This is a genomic window from Sphingopyxis sp. EU05-FHT14B03, assembly GCF_058790875.1.
The window spans coordinates 764,470-786,669 of record NZ_JBYTDC010000001.1 but is presented as its reverse complement, the minus strand read 5'-3'; the positions used below and the strand labels follow the sequence as shown (position 1 = coordinate 786,669).

Below are 22,200 nucleotides of genomic sequence, written 5' to 3'. Positions count from 1 at the left end.
TCACTTACCTCTTGATGAAATCGAGCGTGTAATTTTGCCAGAAGCTATAATTTTCTTCGGGCAGGTCGAAGGGAGCGGCCAATTCCACCGCGCGCTTGGCGCATTCCTGATGACGCTGGACCTGAAACTTGTTGCTGTCGTTTTCGCCGGTCGTGGTGACACTGGTAAACCCGGCGAGCGCCCCGGATGCGGTCAATCGGAACTTCACCACGGTCTTGAGTTGATCGACATCGACCCCCGACACGCGGCAACCGTTCCAGCGCGGCGCGACTGCCGCCTTGATGCTGACATCGATCGACCGGCGGACCTCGGCCGCGGTCTTGGCGGCCGGGGCGCCTTTGCTGGGTGCCTTGGTCTGTTCGCGGCCCAGCCCGTCGGTGATGCCATCGAGCCGTCCGGTCGGGCGGGCGCCGGACTTTGTGGCAGGCGCCTTGGGTGCAGCCTTCGGCGGTGCTTTGGCCACCGCCGGCGGGGTCTTTTTGGGCGGCGCTGGGACTGGGCGCGCGACCTGTTTGGGGGTTGGTGCGGGGGTTGGGCGCACGATCGGTTCGGGCAGCGGCGGCGCGGGTGTAGGCAGTGGTTCGGGGGCGGCGATATCGACGGCATCCTCCTCGCCCAATCGGGCGGCGGGTGGCGTGTCACTAAGCACCGGCGCGCTCGATTCGGTCGCGGTCTCGGCAATCAGGTCGACTTCCATCGGCGGATTGTCGAAGCGCCGCTCGCCCGCGGTCCATTGGACCGAAAGCAGGCCGATGATCAGGACGTGCGCGATCACCGCGATGGCGATGCCGCGTGCCTCATTGCCCTTCATTGCCCGTGTCGCCGCCATGATGTCAGCCTATGGAGCCGTGCCTGAACCGTCGGTGACCGCAGGCGCTGCGCCTTCGGACCCGCCCTCCGATCCCGTGGTCACCAGCGCGATGCGGGTCAGCCCGGCGCGGTTGAGTTCGCCCATCACGCGCATGACGCGGCCGTAATCGAGCCCCTTGTCGGCGCGCAGCATGATCTGCTGCGGCCGCTCGCCTTCTTTCTGCGCCGCCGCGATCGCGTCGAGCCGTGCGGGCAGCTCGGCCTCGGGCACGACTTCCTCGCCGATATAGATGGTGTCGTCGCCGTTGATCGACAGCTGCACCGGCTCCTGCTCCTCGGTCTCGACCGGTTTGGCCCGGCTTTCGGGCAGATCGACGGGGACGGCGGAGGCGAGCAACGGCGCGGTGATCATGAAGATGATCAGCAGCACCAGCATCACGTCGACCAGCGGCGTGACGTTGATTTCGGACATCGGCGCGCGGCGCCCGCCGCGTCCGCGCCGACCGGTGGCTCCGCCCGAGGGACCCGACATTGCCATCAGGCTTCGACCTCGAGCTCGCGGCTGAATGTCGCGTGCAGCCCGTCGGCAAAACGGCCGAGCCGCGATTCGAGCCGGTTCAGACGCTGCGAGAAGCTGTTGTAGGCGATGACCGCCGGGATCGCCGCGAACAGGCCGATCGCGGTCGCGAACAGCGCCTCGGCGATGCCCGGGGCCACGACATCAAGGCTGCTCTTGTTCTGCGCCGCGATCTCGGTGAAGGCGCGCATGATGCCCCACACGGTACCGAACAGGCCCACAAAAGGCGCGACCGAGCCGATGGTGGCGAGCACGCCGATCTTGTCCGCCAGCTTGTCAACTTCGCCCGCGACGGCGGCGTTCATCGCAATGCCCAGTCGCTCGCGGGTGCCGTCGCGGTCGACGCTCTTGCCCGCGGTCGAACGGCGCCATTCCGAAATCCCGGCGCCGAGTACTTTCGCGCTGGGCAGTTCCTCGCGGCCATTCTCGTCATAGAATTTGTCGATATTGCCCGCGCGCCAGAAATCGCGCTCGAACCGTTCGGACGCCTTCATCATCTTGCTGACGCCGCGGCCGTGGGTGGCGATCACCGTCCACACATAGATGGACGCCGCAAGCAGGCCGATCATCACGCCCTTGACGACCCAGTCGGCCTGCAGGAACAGCGCGATCGGGGACAGCGTCGCCGCGTCGGCGGCCAGCGAAATATTGTTCAGCAAGGGAAATTCTCTCCATTCATGATGGCGGTGAAGCGCTGGACCCAATCGCCGGGCTGGCGGCGGGGACGGCCGGCTGGGGACAGGAAGGCCGCAGTGACACGCCCCTCGGTAAACGTGTCGGAGCTTAACGCATCCTGACCGCGAAGGATGCGCTGCGCGATGATCACGCTCGCCCCGCGCACCGCCTCGACGGTGCTGACGACCAGCAGATCGTCGTCGAGTTTCGCGGGGGCACGATATTTGATGCTCAGGTCGGTCACCGCCCAGGCGCCTTCGCCGCCCTCCATCGCCGCGCGCTGGCCGATCCCGGCAAGGCGCAGCATGTCCGATCGCGCGCGTTCCATATAGCGCAGATAATTGGCATGATAGACGATCCCCGAGAGGTCGGTGTCCTCGAAATAGACGCGCGCACGGTAATGATGCGCGGCCCCGACAAAGGCGCCGGGGACGAAGGGGGGCGGGGCGTCGCTCATCTGGTTAACCGATAGCGATGCTTCGACTCGTCGCAAACCCCTGATCAACGGTTCGTCGCGCGATAATGCCGTTTGGTGGAAGAAAGTGGCGGATTTCCGCCTATTTTCCTTGGTCGAAGAGGCCTTCCTGGGTGCCCGCAGGCGGATTGAGCCCGAGATGTTTCCACGCGCTGGCGTTCATCATCCGGCCGCGGGCGGTGCGCGCGATCAGGCCGATCTGGAGCAGATAGGGCTCGATGACGTCCTCGATCGTGTCGCGCGGCTCCGAAAGGCCCGCCGCGAGCGTTTCGACGCCGACCGGGCCGCCGCGATAAATGTCCGCGATCATAAGAAGATAGCGCCGATCCATCGCGTCGAGCCCGAGCGCGTCCACTTCGAGCCGGTTGAGCGCGGCGTCGGCCGCTTTCGCATCGACGATCGCGTGCCCGGCAACGGTCGCGAAATCGCGGACGCGGCGGAGCAGGCGGCCGGCGATGCGCGGGGTGCCGCGCGCGCGGCGCGCGATTTCGAGCGCGCCATCGGGGGCGAGTGGGAGCGCGAGCAGCCGCGCGGCGCGCGTGATCACCTGTTCGAGTTCGCCATGGGTGTAGAAATTGAGCCGCACCGGAATGCCGAAACGATCACGCAGCGGTGTCGTCAGCAGGCCTTGTCTGGTCGTCGCGCCGACGAGGGTGAATTTGGGCAGGTCGATGCGCACCGACCGCGCCGACGGGCCCTCGCCGATCATAATGTCGAGCGCGCGGTCCTCCATCGCGGGATAGAGGATTTCCTCGACTGCGGGCGACAGGCGGTGGATCTCGTCAATGAACAGCACATCGCCGTCCTCGAGGTTGGTGAGCAGCGCGGCGAGGTCGCCGGCCTTGGCGATCACCGGGCCCGACGTCGAGCGGAAGCCGACGCCAAGCTCGCGCGCGACGATCTGCGCCAGCGTCGTCTTGCCCAGCCCCGGCGGGCCGAAGAAGAGCACATGGTCGAGCGCATCGCCGCGCGCCTTCGCCGCCTCGACGAAGATGCGGAGGTTTTCGCGCGCGGCCGCCTGGCCGACGAACTCGGCGAGCGTCTTGGGCCGCAGCGCGGCGTCGGCATCCTCGGGGGTGCGCTGGGGGGTGGTGAGGGCCGGCTCAGTCATAACGCTCTATTGCCTCGCCGAGGATACAAACCCAAGGTTCCTGACGATCCTCATAGACTGAAAATTGCAACTCGAAGTCATGGCCTGGTTCGAAATTGCCGATCGGCACGGCATAGCTGTCGAGCTCCGGGTGATTGAGGAACCAGAGCGTGGAGCCGCAGTTTTCGCAGAAGTAGAAGTCCGCGAGTGTGCCGCTTCCACCGGGATGCTGGTATAATTTCGCTTGGCCCTCTGTGCGGACATTCTCGGCGGGGAAGCGCGCCTGTGCGGCAAAGGCGCTGCCGCTCCGCGCCTTGCAATTGCGACAATGGCACACCGACACGCGGATCGGCTCGCCGGTGCAGGCGATGCGAAGCTGGCCGCAGCGGCAGGAGGCGTGGCGGGTGGGGGCGGTCGTCATTTATGAATCATTGCTTTGACGTCGCGATCAATGTCGCAAAAAAAGACGAGGTTGGCGTCTTGCGACAGGCATCGAGTGCCGCGGCCCAGGTCCTGTCGTAATTTTTCCTATCGGCGACGAATGCGAGTTCCGGAATATCGGAAATACTATAAGAAAATTTAATAAATAGATATTGAGGTGTTTTTTCTAGTCCTGAATTGGGAAATGTCCGAGCGTACCAATCGGAATCGAGAACAGCTTGCTCGCAGGAAAGGTTAGATCCCATGGATTGAAGATCTTTGTAGGGAGGATTATATATCTCGACATTAAGGCGAACGCGAGACGGTGATTTTTTCATTTCGTCGGATGGCATGGATTGTCCATTGACGCTGTTTCGCGCATGATCGTCTATAGCCAGCGATCCGCTTGATTTCGTGACGGCGAGATTGGAGATTTTGCCCTCTGGGGTCACATCCCCTTCCACTACCACTGTCCCGTGTTCGCCGGTGGGTCTGATATGAGCCGGCACGCTTCCTCGGACTGTGATTTCGCTCCAAATCGGCGCGGAAGCTCCCGCTTCAGACTGCTGTGAGCGTGCGGGATTTGCCCAAGGTAAGATTGCAGTCGCGAGGAAGAGGCCAAGATATTGTCGCAAGTGCTTACCACTAATATTTGGCGACGGCCATGGATGCTGAAACAAGTTCAGCGTGACGAGGGTGGGAGAGGTGAGGCCTTTCACTTCGCCGCTTTCTTGAGCGCCAGTCGAACCAGCGCGTCGAGGGTCGCGCCGGCGCCGAGTTCCTCACTCGCCGCTGCAACCGCGGCGCTGGCTTCGCCGGGCTTGAAACCGAGGCCGGTGAGGGCGGTGACGGCGTCGCCGAGGGGGCCGGTGGTGGCGGACAGGGCTGGACTCGAACCAGCGATACCGCCCAGCGCGCGCGCCTTGTCCTTCAATTCATGCGTGATGCGCTGCGCCAGCTTCGGCCCGACGCCATTGGCGCGAGCGATCATCGCGCTGTCGCCGCTGGCGAGCGCGCGCTGGAGGTCGGCGACTTCGAGCGCCGAGAGGATCGCGAGCGCGACCTTGGCGCCGACGCCCTGGACGCTGGTGAGCAGGCGGAACCAGTCGCGCTCCTCGGCGCGCGCGAAGCCGAGCAGGCGGAGAAAGTCCTCGCCGACCAGCATTTCGGTGTGGATGGTGACGTCGCCGCCGACCGCGCCGAGCGCGTCAAGGGTGCGCGCCGAGGCCTCGACCAGATAGCCTACGCCGCCGACGTCGATCACCGCATGGCCTGCGCCGCTGCTGTCGAGCCGTCCGGTGAGTTTTGCGATCATGTCGCTGTGCTAGCGCGGGGAGAATGAAAAGGGAACAAGGAAGAAGGAATCTCGCACGAAGCCACGAAGCCACAAAGGGGGTGCGCTCCCCGGCGATCGGTGATGCGTCGACCTCACCCCCCTTCGTCATGCTGAACCTGTTTCAGCATCCATGGCCGGTACTCTCGCTCGACGCCGCGTGGCCCGATAGCCCGGGCCATGGACCCTGAAACAAGTTCAGGGTGACGATGATGTGAAAAACCGCTCATCCGGACCAAGGCAGATTTCTTTGTGCCTTTTTGCCAGAAATCGCTTTCTTGAACCCTAGCGCAAAGGCTTGTGGTTCGCGTGGCAGATCGCGACCGCCAGCGCATCCGCCGCGTCGGCGCCCGCGACCTTCGCGCCCGGCAGCAGCACGCGCAGCATCGCCTGCACCTGTTCCTTCGCCGCGGCGCCGGTGCCGACGATCGCTTTCTTGACGAGGCGCGGGGCATATTCGCCGACGGGGAGGCCGGCGCGCGCGCAGCCGAGGAGGGCAACGCCGCGCGCGTGGGCGAGCTTCAGCGTCGATTGCGGGTTGTCGTTGACGAACACCTCCTCGACCGCCGCCTGCGTCGGCGCGTGGTCGGCGATCACCGCCGCCAGCACCGTGTCGAGATGGGCGAGGCGGTCGGGCAGGGGCGCCTTCGCGTCGGTCTTGATCTGGCCGTTGGCGATATGGCTGATGCGGCTGCCCTCGACGCGGATGACGCCCCAGCCGGTGCAGCTGAGCGATGGGTCGAGGCCGAGGATGATCATGGTCTTGATTCTCCCTGTGCCGCAGGCATGGGGAGGTGGCAGCGCGAAGCGCTGACGGAGGGGCCATGACGCACCAGCCCCTCCACCACTCGCTTCGCGAGCGGTCCCCCTCCCCATCGCTTCGCGACAGGGAGGATTTTCATCAGCCCAATTTCTCCATCACCTCGTCGGAAATGTCGTAATTGCCCCACACGGTCTGGACGTCGTCGTCGTCGTCGAGGGTGTCGATCAGCTTGAACAGCGTCTGCGCGATGCTTTCGTCGGTGACGTCGCTCTTCAGCGTCGGGCGCCAGGCGAGCTTGACGCCTTCGGGGTCGCCGAGCTTGGCTTCGAGCGCCTTGGCGACTTCGTGCAGGCCGTCGACGTCGGTCCAGATGTCATGGCCGTCCTCGGACGATTCGACGTCGCTGGCGCCGGCATCGAGCGCGGCTTCGAAGACGGTGTCGGCGTCGCCGGCGCTCGCGGGGTAGCTGATGAGGCCGAGGCGGTCGAAGCCGTGGCTGACGCTGCCCGAGGTGCCGAGGTTGCCGCCATTCTTGGCAAAGGCGGTGCGGACGTTGGTCGCGGTGCGGTTGCGATTGTCGGTCAACGCCTCGACGATCAGCGATACGCCGCCCGGGCCGTAGCCTTCGTAGCGCATTTCTTCGTAATTATCGCCGTCGTTGCCTGCGGCCTTGTCGATCGAGCGCTGGATATTGTCCTTGGGCACCGACTGCGCCTTGGCGGCGTTGATCGCGGCGCGCAGGCGGGCGTTGGCGTCGGGGTCGGGCAGGCCCATTTTCGCGGCGACGGTGATTTCGCGGCAGAGCTTGGAAAAGAGCGAGCTGCGCTTCTTGTCCTGCGCGCCCTTGCGGTACATGATATTCTTATATTTGCTATGGCCGGCCACGGCGGGCTCCTGAAATCGATGAGATGACTGCCGCGCCTATTGCCGAGTGCGGCGCAATTTTCAACGGGCTTGGCGATTTTCGGCTAGTTCGCCGGTTGGCCCGTGCGCAGGTCGATGACCTTGCCGCGATCGTAACCGAGGATGCCGGGGATCGGGGCGAGGCGGTTGATGCCCTGTGCACCGGGTTCGGTAAACAGCCCGACGGCGTGATAATCTGCGGTCTCGAAGGGCAGGCCGGCCAGAGCCGCAGGGTGTTTCAATTCGTCCGTCGACGGGACGAGCGCCTGGCCCAGGACGAAGCCATGGGCAGACATCGAAGGCCCGACATTGTCTTCCAGATTCGGGACCGGCGATTCCTTGTGCACCTTGTCGGCGAACAGCGACCCCATGTCGGTGATCACGCCGGCACGTGCCGCGAATTTCACGGTGCCGAGGCAGTTGCAGGTCGTGATCACCCGGCCGCCGACCGAGATGCCATAGAGAACATAGCTCCCCGCCGGGACTTCGACGAGGAAGGTGCGCATGTCGCCGTCTTCCAGAAAATCGCCGCCATCGACGGCGAAAGCGTTCGCTGGGCCGTCATAGGCAAAGGCATAATCGTCGATCGTCGGGACGCGGCCGTCCTTGGCCTTCTTGGTGAACTTCGGCAGATCGGCGGCATAGGCGGCGTCCTTCGCCGCGCGATATGCCGCGATCTCGGTTTCGGTCGGGATGCGCAGGAAGACATGCTCGATATTGACCATGCCCGACTTGGCCGTGCTCGACTGGAAAAGCAGATAGGCTTTGGACGAATCGAGCGCGGCCGGTGCGGCGGTGTGGTTCGTCACCCCGTCGCCGCCTTTTGCAAAGGCGGCTGCGGAGGCGCTGACGAGGAACAAGGCGAGGAACAGCCGGATCATTCGCTGACTTCCGGGATTTGCGGCTTCGGCCCCGAAGCCAGCTTCGCCTGCATTGCGACAAGCATTTCTTCATCGCCGTCGTTCAGCCGATCCCAGTCGGCCTCCGCGATCGGGTAAAGCCGGTATCCGCGCGGTTCCATGCAACGGCGCAGCTTGTTGCTGCGCAAGGCGCGCTCCATCTTCGGGAGGACGATCGAGGCGATCACCGCCCCGACGAAGCCATAGGGGGCAACGCTTGCCGTGTCCTTGCGTTTGACGGGTTCGACCCATGGCCGAAACGTCGGCAGCGCCGGAACGCCATTGCTCGCCAGAAAGGTGCGGCATTCGGCAATATCGGCATAGGCTTCGGCAAAACCGACCGACGGATCATGGAAGAAGAAGAATTTATATCCCTCTTTAGCCACCTTGGGGTCCGTCGATGACCCGATGTCGGGAACGCTGATCGTTGCCGGATCGGGCAGCGCTTCCTGCGCCGTAACCGGTCGCGCGACGATCGATGCCGCCAATATCAAGGCCACCCGTCCGAATGTCATCGCCCCCACAGCTCCCGTCCGTTTCAGAGGATGACCGCGGTTCCCGACGCGCTGACCATCAACATCGAGCCATTTTGCCCGATGACCTCGTAATCGAGATCGACGCCGATGACGGCATTGCCGCCGAGGCGGGCGGCTTCGCCCTCCATTTCGGACAGCGCTTCCTTGCGCGCGCGGGCGAGGACATCCTCATATTTGCCCGAGCGGCCGCCGACGATGTCGGTGATGCTGGCGAACAGGTCGCGGAACAGATTGGCGCCGACGATCACTTCGCCGGTGACGATGCCCAGATATTCGCGGACCGGGCGGCCCTCGACGGCGTTGGTGGTGGTGCTGAACATCGTCACTCTCTCCTGATCTGAAGGTGGGCGTCAGTCGATGCCGAGCGCCGATTTATACACGTCGAGGATCGCTTCCATTTCCTTGCGGTCGTGGACCGGCAATTTGCGCAGGCGGACGATCTGGCGCATGATTTTCGGGTCGTAACCTTGCGATTTCGACTCATTATAGGTGTCGCGGATATCGTCGGCGATGCCCTTTTTCTCTTCTTCCAGCCGCTCGATACGCTCGATGAACAGGCGTAGTTGCTGGTCGGACACGGTGGCTTCGCTCATTTTGGACTCCGGTAATGGGGATGGTGGGACGCGAGAATCGCGCTTGGCGCGTCCCTAGCGAGGTCAGGGATTCTTCGCCATGCTTTCTTCCATCCGCCGGAGCTGTTCGGGGGTCGCGGCGGTGTGGTGGAGCGCCTTCCAGTCGGCGGTCGGCATGCCGTGAACGATCGCGCGGCCATCCTCCTTGTCGATGCCGCCGGCCTCGGCGATCCAGTCGCCGAGGCAGTTGCGGCAGAAGCCCGCGAGCCCCATCAGGTCGATGTTCGCGGCGTCGCTGCGATGCTGGAGCAAACGGACAAGGCGGCGAAAGGCCGCGGCGGCGACGGCATCGTCGAGCGTGTCGAGCGCGTCGTTCGGAACATTCTGGTCTTCGCTGCACGACATGATCGTTTCTCCACTCGGCCGGTTCGGGGCGATGAATAGCTATACGCGGCTTGCCTTGGCCGCCGCAACGCGCCTAGGCAAGCGGCCGACATTCACCCCCAGATTTTTGACCGGAGCACCCCGTGGTCCAGAGCTTCACTCCCCGCCAGCGCAAGGTGCGCATCCTCGCGACGCTTGGCCCCGCCAGCGCGACGCCCGACATGATCGCCGAACTGCACCGCGCCGGTGCCGACGCCTTTCGCGTCAACATGAGCCACGGCGATCATGAAGGCCATGCGAAGGTGATCGCCGCGATCCGCGCGCTGGAGAAGGATACCGGCCGCCCGACGACGATCCTCGTCGATCTGCAGGGGCCGAAGCTGCGCGTCGGGAGCTTTGCGGGTGGCCCGGTCGAACTGGTCAAGGGCAAACCCTTCGCGCTCGACACCGACAAGGCGCCAGGCGACGCGACGCGGGTGCATTTGCCGCATCCCGAATTGTTCGCGGCGCTCGAAGCCGGAACCCGGCTGCTGATCGACGACGGCAAGCTGGTGCTGCGCGTGCAGGCGGTGTCACCGACACGGATCGACACGGTCGTCGAGGTCGGCGGGAAGATTTCGGATCGCAAGGGTGTCAATGTCCCCGACGTCGTCGTGCCGCTCGCGGCGCTGACCGAAAAGGACCGCCGCGACCTGACATTCGCGCTCGAACAGCATGTCGACTGGATCGCTTTGTCGTTCGTCCAGCGGCCCGAGGACGTCGCCGAGGCGCGGACCCTGATCGGCGGCAAGGCGGCGCTGCTGGTGAAATTCGAAAAGCCGTCGGGGGTCCAGCGGATCGAGGAGATCCTCGAGCTTGCCGACGCCGCGATGGTCGCGCGCGGCGACCTGGGGGTCGAATTGCCACCTGAAGCCGTTCCGCCGCTGCAAAAGCGCATCGTCGCGACCGCGCGGCGGATGGGCAAGCCGGTGGTCGTCGCGACGCAGATGCTCGAATCGATGATCACCTCGCCCTCGCCGACGCGCGCCGAGGTGTCCGATGTTGCGACCGCGATCTATGACGGCGCCGACGCGATCATGCTGTCGGCCGAGACCGCGGCGGGCGCCTGGCCGGTCGAGGCGGTGACGATGATGGATTCGATCGCGCGCTCGGTCGAAAGCGATCCCGATTATTTCCGCCGCCTGCATTTCACCGAGACGCTGCCCGACGCGACGACCGCCGATGCGCTGGCGGAAGCGGCGGGGAGCATCATCGCGACGATCGCCGCCGATGCGATCATCTGTTTCACCGCGTCGGGTTCGACCGCGCGCCGCGTCGCGCGCGAGCGGCCGAATGCGCCGCTGCTCGTGCTGACCCCGAAGAAAGAGGCGGCGCGGCGGCTCGGGCTGCTGTGGGGCGCGCATGCGGTACCGACGAAGGACATCGGCAGCTTCGAGGAGATGATCGCCAAGGGCAAGCGCATGGCGCTGCGCCACGGCATCGGCCGGCCCGGTGCGAAGCTGGTGATGATGGCGGGGGTGCCGTTCGGGACCCCGGGGTCGACCAATGTGCTGCATGTCGCGACGCTGACCGGCGATGAATTGCGCGGTTACAGCTGAGGGTTGATTCAGTCCGGCACAGATGTGCCGGACAGGCACAATTTTTTTCGGTCGGACCCGCGTGCGGACGGTCGAAATTGGTAAATCCTCTTTGCACCATCGGCGCGGCGCGGCATAACCCCCTGCATCAACGCGTCGGGGGGCCTTGCGTCGGGGTCTGCTGCGCCAGTTTCGGAGATGAAGCCCGCGTGTCCGCCCCGTTCCGTTTCCCGCGCTTTTTTGTCACCAGCCCGGCGCCTTGCCCGTATCTGGCGGGCAAGACCGAGCGCAAGGTGTTCACCGAACTCAGCGGCCACAGCGCGGGCGAGCTCAACGACGCGCTCGGCCGCATCGGGTTTCGTCGCAGCCAGTCGGTCGCCTATCGCCCGAGCTGTTCGGATTGCACGGCGTGCGTGTCGGTGCGCGTGTGCGCCGGCGATTTCACGCCGAACACTTCGCACAAGCGCAATGTGCGGCGCAACGGCGATATCGTCGCGACCGCCTGCAAGCCCTGGGCGACCGAGGAACAATATGCGCTGCTCCGCGCCTATCTTGCCTCGCGCCATCCCAATGGCGGCATGGCCGACATGGACGAACAGGATTTCGCCGACATGGTCGAACAGACCCCGGTCGATAGCTATCTGATCGAATATCGCGAACCGAGCGTCGACGGCGTGCGCGGCCGCCTGATCGGCTGCTGCCTGACCGACCGGCAGAGCGACGGATTGTCGATGATCTACAGCTTCTTCGACGCTTCGCATCCGCTGCGTGAGGGGCTGGGCACCTATATCATCCTCGACCATGTCCAGCGCGCCGCGCAGGCGGGGCTGGCCTATGTCTATCTCGGCTATTGGATCGAGGGGTCGGCGCGCATGGCGTATAAGGCGCGCTTCCGCCCGCTCGAAAAGCTTGGTCCCGAGGGCTGGTCGCGATTCGAGCCGGTCGCGTCGGACCGTATCGCGGCGCAATTCGAACTCGCCTGACACGCGGCGTTTTTGGCGCTGTTGCGAACGGCTCGCAGCAGCCAGAAACTAGCCGTTCGCCGGTTGACCTTTCCCCGCTTTCAAGGGCATAGCTTGACGTTCAGGACATAAGTCCGGGTCGCATCCATATTGTACTCGCCGGGGGGCTGGCGACAGGGGGACAGGGATGCCCGTGCGCAGGTTTGTGAGCATCACGGCGACAAGGTCGGGCGGCGTATCGCGCGGCCGGCGGACGCGCGCATGAGCGAGTCGGTCCCCAATGTTGTCAGGGTCGCGATCATCGGGTCGGGTCCCGCGGGGCTGAGTGCCGCGTCGCGCGCCGGACAGCTTGGCCTGTCGCACATCCTGCTCGAAAAGACCGATCACCTTTCCGACACCATCTATAAATATCAGAAGGGCAAGCGCGTGCTGGCGACGCCCGAGCGGCTCGACCTCAGGTCCGACTGCCGCTTCGCCGAGGGCGCGCGCGAATATATCCTCGGCAACTGGGACGAGGATGCCGCGAACAACAAGGTCCAGGTCGCCTATCATGCCGAAGTCGCCGAGGTGACCGGGCAAAAGGGCGCGTTCGCGATCAAGACCGCCAAGGGCGACGTCTTTCACGCCGAAAACATCATCCTCGCGATCGGGACCCAGGGCAACCCGAACCGGATGCGCTGCCCCGGCAACGACCTGCCGCACATCATCTATACCGTCGACGATCCCGAGGATTTCAAGGACAAGCATATCACCGTCGTTGGGTCGGGCGACGCGGGCATCGAGAATGCGCTCGGCGTCGCCGAGGAGGCGCTGGAAAACACCGTCACCATCCTCAACCGCTCGAAGGATTTCGCGCGCGCCAAGGCCAAGAATGTCTCCGACATGATGGAGGCGGGCGAAAATGGTTTCATGTCGATCCGTACCGAGACCCAGCCCAAGCTGGTCGAGCCCGGCTGGCTGACGCTGGAAACCCCGACCGGCGACGAAAAGATCGAGTGCGACGTGATCGTTGCGCGTCTCGGGTCGGTCGCGCCGCGTGGTTTCGTCGAATCGATGGGGATCGAATTCACCGGTCCCGACCGCGAAGCCTTTCCCAAGCTGTCGCCGACCTTTGAATCGACCGTCCCCGGCATCTTCGTGATCGGCGCGCTCGCGGGCTATCCGCTGATCAAGCATTGCATGAACCAGGGCTATGACGTCGTCGAGTTCATCAACGGCAACACCGACCTGACCCCCGCCGACGAAAAGGATCTGGCGGCGATTTTCGAGAAATTGCCGCAGAAGAAATCGGTCAGCGAGTGGCTGGACTATATCCGCACCCGCGTTCGCATCTTCGCCGACGTCTCGCCGCTGCAGATGCGCGAGTTCATGCTCGATTCGAAGGTCGGCTATTATCCCAAGGGCGAGGTCGTCTTCTATGCCGACGAGCCCGGATCATCGCTGTTCGCGATCGCCGACGGCCATGCGGTGGTCGAGATCGGTCCGGACATGACGGTGCCGATCGAGCAGGGGTCGATCTTTGGCGAGGTCGGCCTGATTTCGGGCCGCAAGCGCGGCGCGACGATCCGCGCCGGCGAGGACAGCATCTTTGTCGAGGTGTCGCGTACCGCCGCGCTCAAGCTGATGGCGTCGGTGCCGGGCGCCAAGCGCGTGATCAACCGCATCTCGCTGGAGCGCCAGCTGCTCCAGATCTTCAAGGGCGGGCTGACGGTCGAGGATCTCGAACCGGTCGTCGAGGATCCGGCGATCGAACGCTTTCCGGCGGGCAAGGTCGTGCTCGCCGAGGGCGACGAGGGCGACGATGTCTATGTCGTGCGCTCGGGCTCGATGGTGGTCGAGAAGGATATCGGCGGCAAGGCGATCTTCCTGCGATACCTGCCGGCGGGCAGCTATTTCGGCGAAATGGCGGTGCTCAGCGGCGCGCCGCGCAACGCCACGGTCAAGGCCGCGGTCGCGAGCGAAGTGATCCGGCTGAAGGGACAGCAGTTCAAGGAAATGCTCGCCAAGCGGCCGAAGGTCCGCGAGGCGACCGAGGCCGCGGTCGCCGAGCGCGCCGCGATGAATGCCTTCATCGAATCGCGCAAAGCGAGCTATTCGAGCGCGGTCGACCTGTATTCGGACACCGCCGGCTTCATCATGAAGGAAGGGCTGGGCGAGGCGACCGACGCGTTGCTGATCGACGAGAATCTCTGTGTTGGCTGCGACAATTGCGAAAAGGCCTGCGCCGACAGCCATGAAGGGCTGTCGCGGCTCGACCGTGAGGCGGGCAAGACCTTCGCGCATCTGCATGTGCCGACAAGCTGTCGCCACTGCGAGCATCCGCATTGCATGGCCGACTGCCCGCCGAACGTCATCCACCGCGGCCCCGACGGCGAGGTGTTCATGGAGCCGGGGTGCATCGGCTGCGGCAACTGCATGCGCAACTGCCCCTATGGCGTGATCCGCATGGAGGCGGCACCACCCGAGAAGCCGAGCCTGCTGCGCTGGCTGCTCACTGGTTTCGGTCCCGGTCCCGGCGAACCCTCGCCCAAATGGACCAAGAAGAAACTGGGCGAGGAGAAGCCGAAGAAGATCGCGGTCAAATGCGACATGTGCAAGGGCATCGCGGGCGGCCCCGCATGCGTGCGGGCGTGCCCGACCGGCGCCGCGATCCGCGTGTCGCCCGAGGAATTCCTGTCGATCGCGCGGCTCGAAGAGGACGCCGGCTGATGGCGAGCCTGTTTTCGAACCTGTTCCGCGGCGGCCGCCGCAGCAAGGCGACGCAGACCGAACGCGTCCGCGAGCGGCGGCACGAGGGTTTCCTGCGCTACGCCAATTTCCGCTGGGCCAAGATTTCGGGCGGGCTCTGCCTGCTGATCATCGTCAGCTATGCGATGGTCGACGTGACGCCGCGGCACAATGGCGGCAGCTGGTACGGCTATACGCTCGGCACGCTCGGCGCCGGGCTGATCCTGTGGCTCACCGCATTGGGTTATCGCAAGCGCAAGATGACGAGCGATTACTGGTCGCTCAAGGCCTGGACCTCGGCGCATGTCTATCTCGGGCTCAGCCTGATGGTGATCGGCACCTGGCACACCGGCTTTCAGCTCGGCTGGAACGTCCATACGCTCGCCTGGGCGCTGATGATGCTGGTCATCCTGTCGGGGCTTTACGGCATCGTCGTCTATTCGACGCTTCCCGCGGCGCTGTCGAACAATCGCGACGAGATGACGCAGATGCAGATGCTCGAGGCGATCCGTGCCTTCGACCGCCAGTTGCACAGCGCCGCACAGCCGCTCACCCCCGAGGATACCGCGCCGGTGCTCGCGGCGCTGGACGAGGACCCTTTCGCGGGGGGCATCGGCGCGCGCTTGTCGGGGCGCTATCCCAAATGCGCGACTGCCGCCGCGCTGCACACGCTCGCGGGATCGCGCAGCAGCGATGCCGAGGCGCGCGAGAAGGTCGTCGGGCTGTTGAAGCAGAAACAGGCGGCGCTCGGGCGGCTGCGCCAGCATCTGCGCATCCGCGCGCTGCTCGAAATCTGGCTTTACGTGCATGTGCCGCTGACCTTTGCGCTGATCGCGGCGCTGTCGGCGCACATCATCAGCGTGTTCTTCTATTGGTAAGGCGAGGGGAGGGGGAAATATGAGCTTCATCCTGCGCCGTATCTCGACAACGAAGACCGGCAAACAGATCATCCGCGACCAGGCGCTGCCCGGCGATGCGATCACGCTGGGCCGCGAGGGCGGCAACATCATTCACATCGCCGACCTGGCGGTGAACCCGCATCATGCGACGATCACCAGCACCGATGGGCGTCATGTCCGGGTGCAGGCGCAGGAGGGGCTAGGCTTCGACATCAACGGCCGGCCCGAGACGGTCGCCGATATCGACAGCGCCGCCGGTGCCGAGTTGCGCTTCGGCGGCCACCGCCTGACGATCGCGCGCGAGGGCGAGGCGATCATCCTGCTCGTCGAACGCATCGACGAGCTGTCGCAGTCGTCGAAGGACGTCGACGAGGCCAAGGCCTTCTCGCTGCAGGGGGTGATGCCGGGTAAGCGTGTCGGCGCCTGGACCTTCGCGATCCTGATGCTGCTCGCCTTTCTCGTCGGGCCGATCTGGGCCTGGCAGAGCTACAAGAATGTCGACGAGCGGCCGAAGGGTTATCATGCCGACACCGCGTGGCTGTCGGGGCCGCTGTCGAGCGCGCACGCCAATCTGAAGAACGACTGCCAGTCGTGCCATGTCGAGCCGTTCGTGGCGGTGACCGACAAGGCGTGCGTCGGCTGTCACACCGGCGAGCATAAGGCGATGAGCACCGCGCACGCCAATGCGCCGACCGCGATGCTGCTCGCGGCGCGCGCGCCGCCGGGCGGGTTCGACAAATTCCTCGCGGGGGTCGGGCAGGCGTTCAACCGGCCGCAGGGTCGCTGCGTCGAATGTCATACCGAGCATGAGGGCGCGGGGCCGATGGCGGCGACGCCGCAGAAATTCTGCGCCGATTGCCATGAGGGCATGAACGGCCGGCTGAAGGCCGCGGGGCATCCGACCGCGCTTGCCGATGCCGGCGATTTCGGCACCAGCCATCCCGATTTCCGTCCGCTCGTCCACGCGGCGCCGGGCGCCAAGCCGGTGCGCGCCGCGCTCGGCAAGCCGTCGCTCGACTATAACGGCCTGAAATTCCCGCACGACCTGCACCTGCAGGCGGCCGGCGGGGTCGCGCGCATGGCGGCGAGCTTCCGGGGACGCTACGACTTCGGCAAGAAGCTCGAATGCGCGAACTGCCACAAGCCCGACGCCGACGGGGTGCGGATCAAGCCGGTCGAGATGGAGCGCGATTGCGCGATGTGTCACAGCCTCGCCTTCGAAACCGTCGGCGGCGTGACGCGCACGCTGCGCCACGGCGAGCCCGGACAGGTCGTTGCCGACCTCACCGCTTATTATCGTTCGACCCCGCCCGCACGGCCGCTGCAACTCGGCGGCATGGAACGGCGGCGGCCGGGCCAATATGCCGAGGGGCAGGTCTACAACATCTATTTCCGCGAGGTCGCGGTGCGGCCGAGCCGCGCCCAGGACGCCGTGCGCGCGGTCTTTTCGAAGGGCGGAGCCTGTTACGACTGCCACACGATCTTTGCGCCGACGTCGGGCAACGACTGGCGGGTGATGGCGGTCAACCAGACGCCGCGCTTCCTGCAAAAGGGCTGGTTCGACCATGACGCGCACAAGGAAACCGAATGCGCCGACTGCCACACTGCGGCGAGCGCGTCGAAACAATCGACCGACCTGCTCGTCCCGGGGCTGCGCCAGTGCCGCGACTGCCATGTCGGCGAGGGCGGCGCGCGGCTGGTCAAGGTCGAGACCGCGACCGAATCGCCCTGCGCGATGTGCCACGAATATCACAGCGACGGCGGCAAACCCTGGATGCCGCCGACCCAGCGCAAGAAAAAGACGGCGTTCATGACAAAACAACCGTCGCACGATACTTATGCTGTGAGCCAAATCACAGGGCGTGTGGGCCGGAATCTTTATAATGTGACTTGGCGCACTCCAGCGCTACAAGCCACTGAACAGGGCGGATGACAACAGGGCGGTCGGACCAGCCGACCAAAAGGGCCTAAACCCAAGAACTGCGCGCTCGAGGTTTGAAGCGATTTTGTTCAGGGCCAGAAAGCGAGGGGCAGGAATATGTCGATATTTCAACACTCGCTGACGCAGCCATGGACAAAATCGATCAAATCCCGAAGGGACGCCGAAATGGCTTCGATCTCGCCTGCGCGCGGCCTTGCAGATGGAACCACCATCCGCGGCGGCCACGCGAAGGCGATATCTTCGCCATTTCGACGCCTCGAACGCGCAGTTCTTGGGTTTAGGCCCTGAGACAGGGGACGGATATGCTGATCGCCCAGATCACCGATATCCATATCGGGTTCGATCCGGACAATCCGGCCGAATATAATCGCAAGCGGCTGGACGAGGTGCTCGACCTGCTGATCGAGGGGCCGAACCGGCCCGACCTGTTGCTCGCCACCGGCGACATCACCGATCGCGGCGATCCGGACAGCTATCGCCGTCTGGCGACGGCCTTTTCGCGCTGCCCCTTTCCGGTGTGGCCGAGCGTCGGCAACCACGACCTGCGCGACAATTTTCATGCGCAGTTTCCGGGCTTCGACGACGGCAAAGGCTTTATCCAGTACAGCATCGACCTGCCCGAACTGCGGCTGGTCACCGTCGATACGCTCGAGGAAGGGCGCCATGGCGGCGCCTTTTGCGAGGCGCGCGCGGCGTGGCTCGACGCCGAACTGGCGAAGGAGCCGGCCAAGCCGACCTATGTCGTGATGCACCATCCGCCGGTCGAAAGCGGGATCGAGTGGATGAACACGCATCCCGACGAACCCTGGGTCGCGACCTTCACCGACGTGATCCGCCGCCACCCGCAGGTACGCGGGCTGATCTGCGGGCATCTTCACCGCAGCGTCACCGTGTCGTGGGAGGGGCGGACCATCGCCATCTGTTCGTCGACCGCGCCGCAGGTGTCGCTCGACCTGCGCCCGATCGACGAGAACAAGCCCGACGACCGCCCGATGATCGTCGCCGAAGACCCCGCCTATGCGCTGCACCGCTGGAACGGGCGCGAGCTGGTGAGCTTCTACGACCACGCCGGATCGCACACGATGCTGGCGAAATATGACGAGCGGCTGCAACCGCTGGTGCGCGAGTTGAAGGCCGAACGGCCGGGCTAATAGCCCAGCGTCAGGTCGACGCGCGGCTCGACCGCCTCGCCCTTGTGCCAGCGGCCGAGATTTTCGAGGAAGCGCTCGGCGGCGCGCACGAACATCTTGTCCTGCGCGCGGCCCGACAGGTGCATGGTGATATGCGCATTGTCGAGGCTCCACAGCACATCGTCGGCGGGCAGCGGTTCGGGACTGGTGACGTCGAGGAAGGCCGCGGCGATTTGCTTGGCGTCGAGCGCGGTCACCAGTGCGGCCTGGTCGACGACGCTGCCGCGTGCGATGTTGATCAAAGTCGCGGACGGCTTCATCGCGGCGAGTTCGGCTGCGCCGATCATGCCGTCGGTCTCTGGCGTCGCGGGGACGGCGAGGATCACCCAGTCATAATCGCCGAGGCGGTCGCGCCACTGGTCGGGGGTCAGCGTGTTGGGGCCGGGTGAACGGCGCACGACGGTGACGTCGACGGCGAAGGCCTTCAGCCGCTCCTCGACCAGCTTGCCGATCGCACCATAGCCGAGCAGCAGCGCCTTCGCCCCGTAGAGTTCGACCTTGCCGGGCGAATCCTGGAGCCATTCATGCCGCTCCTGCGCGCGCACGACTTCGCGGTACCCTTTGGCGACGGTGAGCATGCCCATCACGACATATTCGGCGATGGTGATCGCGTTGATGCCGACGCCGTTGGTGAGCACCGTTCCGCGCTGTGCGAGCAGGCCCAACGGGATGCCGTCGACCCCGGCATAGATCGAGTTCAGCCAGCGCATCTTCGCCGCAGCGGTGATCGCGGCGGCCATGTCGCGCTTGTCGTACATGTCGAACCAGCCGATCTCGGCCTCGGGCGCGAGCGCCATCGCCTCCTCCTTCGACTGGAAAAAGCGCGGCTCGACCCAGTCGGGCAGGCGGCTTTCGATGAGCGGACGGACGAGGCCCGAGAGGACGGTGACGGTCTTGGTCATTGGTTGGCGATCCCGTGTTTCAGGCGGGGGAGAAGGCCCGCCACACCACTATGGCCAAAAAGGGCAGTCCGGCAAGGTCGGCGAACGCAATGGTGCGGAGCGACGGGGGCGATCCGGCCTGCCAATAGAGCCACAGGAAGGAGAGCATGCTGATCGCGGCGGCGACGCTGGCGGCACGGCGCGTGCCGGGGTCGAACGCCGCCCAGACGCAGAGGGTGCAGACGACGACGAACAGCGCCGCGCGGTGGTGGAGCAGCAGAAAGGTCGGGCTTTGGGCGTCGGTCGCGTAGAGGCGCGTCAGCATCGCGGGGCGGAAGAAGGCGAGCGCCGGGGCGAGGTGGATGAGCGCGAGGATGAGCCAGGCGATGCGGTCGAGCATGGCGGGAGTGTAACGCTTACAGGAGTGTAAGCAAGGGGCGTGGCGTCAGATTTGGGGTGGGAAGCGGTCAGGCTGCTTTCAATCCAGGGAGAGGATTAGTGGATGGTCAGCAGGGCGTATCAGCGAATGGATACGCCACCACCTGATGCTGATCTTCGAACACAATGTAGCCGGGGCGTTTGGTGCAGAGCATTGACACTTGCAGGCCATATTTCTCCAGAACCCGCTTATACTCGCGCATCTGACCGATATGCTCGCTCGACGCGTCGCGAAACCAGCTTAGTGCTTGAGCCTTCGCATGGGGCTTCGAAGAAACCGCAAAGCGGGTCGGTACTGGAAGATGAGCTTTGAACCAAGCGTACAGCGATTCCAGATGTTTCAGATCATCTGCACCCATCCGTCCGCTTGAGGCGAGAGTTTCCCCCGCCTGGAACAGCCCCTGCCGCCGACCTGAATCCTCATCCAGTGTATCAATTACAAACCTGACAAACATCCTACAGCTCTTAGCGGCATCGCGTTTTGGCGTTAACTGCAACTTTCGGTCGCTTGTTGCCGCCCCACCTCCGAAGCGCTGATGATCAATATTGGGTAGGGAACAGACGTTGCCGATCCTCCCTGTCGCGTCCTCCCCATCGCTTCGCCACGGGGAGGATTTATAGCCGACTTCGGTCGAAATCCGACCTCGCCCATGACTGCGGCAGCTATGTCTCCAACCGCCAATCCCAGCCGAGCGGGTCGCCGTCCATCACCTCGACCCCGGCGGCGATGAGCTCGTCGCGCAGCGCGTCGGAGGCCGCGAAGTCCTTGGCGGCGCGGGCTTCCTTGCGGCGGGTCAGGGTGGCTTCGATTTCTTCTTCGGTGATGGCCGCGGCCTTTGGGCGGACGCGAAGATCTTCGCGAGCTAGCTCGTCGTTGGTCTCGCTTCCGAACAGGCCGAGCCCCAACACGGCGTCCATTCGTTCGATGACGCTGCGCTTGATGATGGCATCGACCTTTTTCACCGCAAGCGCATCTTCGAGCGCGGTGAGCGCTATCGGTGTGTTCAGGTCGTCCGACATCGCGGCATCAAATTTCGCCAGCGCAGCTTCGAATTTGGGGTGCGACAAGCCTTCGGTCATGGGAGGATCGGCGATCATCTCTGTGATCTTCACCATCCGCTTGAGCCGCGTCAGCGCCGCCCCCAGCCCCTCCCAGCTGAACTCCAGCTCGCTGCGATAATGCGCCTGCAGGCACATCAGCCGGTACGCGAGCGGATGATAGCCCTTGTCGACCAAGAGCTGGACGCGGAGGAATTCCCCGCTCGACTTCGACATCTTGCCCGAGCGTTCGACGAGGAAATTATTGTGCATCCAGAACCGCGCGCCGCTGAAGTCAGTGCAATTATGCGCCTGGTTCTGCGCCATCTCGTTCGGATGATGGATCTCGCGATGGTCGATGCCGCCGGTGTGGATGTCGAACGGGAAACCGAGCAGCGCTTCGGACATCACCGAGCATTCGAGGTGCCAGCCCGGCGCGCCGCGGCCCCAGGGCGAATCCCATTCCATCTGGCGCGTCTCGCCCGCGGGGGTCTTGCGCCAGATCGCGAAATCGGCAGGTTGGCGCTTGCCATCGACCGGGTCGATACGGCTTTCACCCTCATCGGTGCCGTGGCGCGCGAGGCGCCCGTAATTATTGACACTCGCGGTGTCGAAATAGAGGCCGCTGTCCAGTTCGTAGCAATGTTTGTCGGCGATCGCCTTGGCGAACTCGATCATCTGCGGGACATAGTCGGTGGCGATCGACCAGTGCGCGGGCTGGCGGATATTGAGCGCCTTGATGTCGGCCCAATAGGCCTCGGTATAATGGCGCGCGATGTCCCAGATCGATTGCGCGCGCTCGGCCGCCGCTTTTTCGAGCTTGTCCTCGCCTGCGTCGGCGTCGTCGGTCAGATGGCCGACGTCGGTGATGTTGATGACGTGGGTGAGCTTGTACCCTTTGAACGACAGTATCCGCCCCAGTGTGTCGGCGAAGACATAGGCGCGCATATTGCCGATATGCGGATAGTTATAGACCGTCGGCCCGCAGCTGTAGACGCGCGCCTCGCCCGGATGGACGGGGACGAACTCCTCGAGGGAGCGCGTCAGGCTGTTGAACAGCTTCAGCGGCAGGGCAGGGGCGTCGGTCATCGACCGCGCCATGCCCCGCC

General features: G+C 64.7%; 25 protein-coding genes. 6 read left to right on the top strand and 19 right to left on the bottom strand.

What is annotated here, in order from left to right:
- Positions 1-4: 4 nt before the first annotated feature.
- The 15 genes from AC3WS4_RS03840 to AC3WS4_RS03770 form a co-directional block, all read right to left on the bottom strand.
- Positions 5-829, bottom strand: coding sequence for a hypothetical protein (locus AC3WS4_RS03840; RefSeq protein WP_492736397.1), 825 nt, complete (start codon positions 827-829; stop codon positions 5-7).
- Positions 830-838: 9 nt separating this feature from the next.
- Entirely contained in the window at positions 839-1,348 is a 510-nt protein-coding gene (gene tolR / locus AC3WS4_RS03835) for a protein TolR (RefSeq protein ID WP_492736399.1), read from the bottom strand.
- Positions 1,348-2,046, bottom strand: coding sequence for a protein TolQ (tolQ, locus tag AC3WS4_RS03830; protein WP_056343269.1), 699 nt, complete (start codon positions 2,044-2,046; stop codon positions 1,348-1,350). The genes tolR and tolQ overlap by 1 nt, the downstream gene beginning before the upstream one ends.
- The gene (locus tag AC3WS4_RS03825; protein WP_492736401.1) at positions 2,040-2,519 is read right to left on the bottom strand and encodes a YbgC/FadM family acyl-CoA thioesterase; all 480 of its coding nucleotides are present in this window, start codon (positions 2,517-2,519) and stop codon (positions 2,040-2,042) included. The genes tolQ and AC3WS4_RS03825 overlap by 7 nt, the downstream gene beginning before the upstream one ends.
- A 100-nt stretch (positions 2,520-2,619) precedes the next feature.
- Positions 2,620-3,648: a Holliday junction branch migration DNA helicase RuvB gene (gene ruvB / locus AC3WS4_RS03820; protein ID WP_492736403.1), complete on the bottom strand. Its 1,029-nt coding sequence runs from the start codon at positions 3,646-3,648 to the stop codon at positions 2,620-2,622.
- Entirely contained in the window at positions 3,641-4,048 is a 408-nt protein-coding gene (locus AC3WS4_RS03815; protein ID WP_492736405.1) for a GFA family protein, read from the bottom strand. Before AC3WS4_RS03815 ends, ruvB begins: the two co-directional genes overlap by 8 nt.
- 7 nt (positions 4,049-4,055) lie before the next feature.
- Positions 4,056-4,766 (bottom strand): TonB family protein, encoded by a 711-nt coding sequence (locus tag AC3WS4_RS03810; RefSeq protein ID WP_492736407.1) that lies wholly within the window; start codon positions 4,764-4,766, stop codon positions 4,056-4,058.
- Complete coding sequence (ruvA, locus tag AC3WS4_RS03805; RefSeq protein WP_492736409.1) at positions 4,763-5,362, bottom strand: Holliday junction branch migration protein RuvA; 600 nt, start codon at positions 5,360-5,362, stop codon at positions 4,763-4,765. Before ruvA ends, AC3WS4_RS03810 begins: the two co-directional genes overlap by 4 nt.
- Positions 5,363-5,665: 303 nt before the next feature.
- Positions 5,666-6,139: a crossover junction endodeoxyribonuclease RuvC gene (ruvC, locus tag AC3WS4_RS03800; protein WP_492736411.1), complete on the bottom strand. Its 474-nt coding sequence runs from the start codon at positions 6,137-6,139 to the stop codon at positions 5,666-5,668.
- Positions 6,140-6,281: 142 nt separating this feature from the next.
- Positions 6,282-7,028, bottom strand: a complete 747-nt coding sequence (locus AC3WS4_RS03795) for a YebC/PmpR family DNA-binding transcriptional regulator (RefSeq protein WP_492736413.1) — start codon at positions 7,026-7,028, stop codon at positions 6,282-6,284.
- 83 nt (positions 7,029-7,111) lie between these two features.
- Positions 7,112-7,927, bottom strand: a complete 816-nt coding sequence (locus AC3WS4_RS03790; protein ID WP_492736415.1) for a hypothetical protein — start codon at positions 7,925-7,927, stop codon at positions 7,112-7,114.
- Entirely contained in the window at positions 7,924-8,460 is a 537-nt protein-coding gene (locus tag AC3WS4_RS03785; protein ID WP_492736416.1) for a hypothetical protein, read from the bottom strand. The genes AC3WS4_RS03790 and AC3WS4_RS03785 overlap by 4 nt, the downstream gene beginning before the upstream one ends.
- Positions 8,461-8,483: 23 nt before the next feature.
- Entirely contained in the window at positions 8,484-8,801 is a 318-nt protein-coding gene (locus AC3WS4_RS03780; protein ID WP_077148138.1) for a YbjQ family protein, read from the bottom strand.
- 30 nt (positions 8,802-8,831) lie between these two features.
- Positions 8,832-9,074 (bottom strand): DUF2312 domain-containing protein, encoded by a 243-nt coding sequence (locus AC3WS4_RS03775; RefSeq protein WP_056343244.1) that lies wholly within the window; start codon positions 9,072-9,074, stop codon positions 8,832-8,834.
- A gap of 63 nt (positions 9,075-9,137) precedes the next feature.
- Positions 9,138-9,458, bottom strand: coding sequence for a DUF1244 domain-containing protein (locus AC3WS4_RS03770; RefSeq protein ID WP_187141890.1), 321 nt, complete (start codon positions 9,456-9,458; stop codon positions 9,138-9,140).
- Positions 9,459-9,580: 122 nt separating this feature from the next.
- Between AC3WS4_RS03770 and pyk the strand changes: the two genes are divergently transcribed.
- From pyk to AC3WS4_RS03740, 6 genes are all read left to right on the top strand, one after another.
- Positions 9,581-11,035 carry a pyruvate kinase gene (gene pyk / locus AC3WS4_RS03765; protein WP_056343238.1) on the top strand — a complete coding sequence of 485 codons (1,455 nt, stop codon included), beginning with the start codon at positions 9,581-9,583 and terminating at the stop codon, positions 11,033-11,035.
- Between the two features lie 188 nt (positions 11,036-11,223).
- A complete protein-coding gene (locus AC3WS4_RS03760; protein WP_492736418.1) occupies positions 11,224-11,997 on the top strand; it encodes an arginyltransferase in 774 nt (257 codons plus the stop codon).
- 240 nt (positions 11,998-12,237) lie between these two features.
- Positions 12,238-14,685 carry a cyclic nucleotide-binding domain-containing protein gene (locus tag AC3WS4_RS03755; RefSeq protein WP_492736420.1) on the top strand — a complete coding sequence of 816 codons (2,448 nt, stop codon included), beginning with the start codon at positions 12,238-12,240 and terminating at the stop codon, positions 14,683-14,685.
- Positions 14,685-15,581, top strand: coding sequence for a hypothetical protein (locus AC3WS4_RS03750; protein WP_492736422.1), 897 nt, complete (start codon positions 14,685-14,687; stop codon positions 15,579-15,581). Before AC3WS4_RS03755 ends, AC3WS4_RS03750 begins: the two co-directional genes overlap by 1 nt.
- A gap of 19 nt (positions 15,582-15,600) precedes the next feature.
- Entirely contained in the window at positions 15,601-17,535 is a 1,935-nt protein-coding gene (locus AC3WS4_RS03745; RefSeq protein WP_492736424.1) for a cytochrome c3 family protein, read from the top strand.
- Between the two features lie 311 nt (positions 17,536-17,846).
- Positions 17,847-18,695 carry a metallophosphoesterase gene (locus tag AC3WS4_RS03740; RefSeq protein ID WP_492736426.1) on the top strand — a complete coding sequence of 283 codons (849 nt, stop codon included), beginning with the start codon at positions 17,847-17,849 and terminating at the stop codon, positions 18,693-18,695.
- Here the strand turns inward: AC3WS4_RS03740 and AC3WS4_RS03735 are convergent.
- The 4 genes from AC3WS4_RS03735 to cysS all read right to left on the bottom strand — a co-directional run bounded on the left by AC3WS4_RS03735 (position 18,692) and on the right by cysS (position 22,180).
- On the bottom strand, positions 18,692-19,636 hold the full coding sequence (locus AC3WS4_RS03735; protein ID WP_492736427.1) for a D-2-hydroxyacid dehydrogenase: 945 nt from the start codon (positions 19,634-19,636) through the stop codon (positions 18,692-18,694). The genes AC3WS4_RS03740 and AC3WS4_RS03735 overlap by 4 nt on opposite strands.
- A 19-nt stretch (positions 19,637-19,655) precedes the next feature.
- The gene (locus AC3WS4_RS03730) at positions 19,656-20,015 is read right to left on the bottom strand and encodes a hypothetical protein (RefSeq protein ID WP_056343221.1); all 360 of its coding nucleotides are present in this window, start codon (positions 20,013-20,015) and stop codon (positions 19,656-19,658) included.
- Between the two features lie 106 nt (positions 20,016-20,121).
- A complete protein-coding gene (locus tag AC3WS4_RS03725; protein WP_492736429.1) occupies positions 20,122-20,508 on the bottom strand; it encodes a hypothetical protein in 387 nt (128 codons plus the stop codon).
- A 208-nt stretch (positions 20,509-20,716) separates the two neighbouring features.
- Positions 20,717-22,180 carry a cysteine--tRNA ligase gene (gene cysS, locus AC3WS4_RS03720; RefSeq protein WP_492736431.1) on the bottom strand — a complete coding sequence of 488 codons (1,464 nt, stop codon included), beginning with the start codon at positions 22,178-22,180 and terminating at the stop codon, positions 20,717-20,719.
- Positions 22,181-22,200 lie beyond the last annotated feature (20 nt).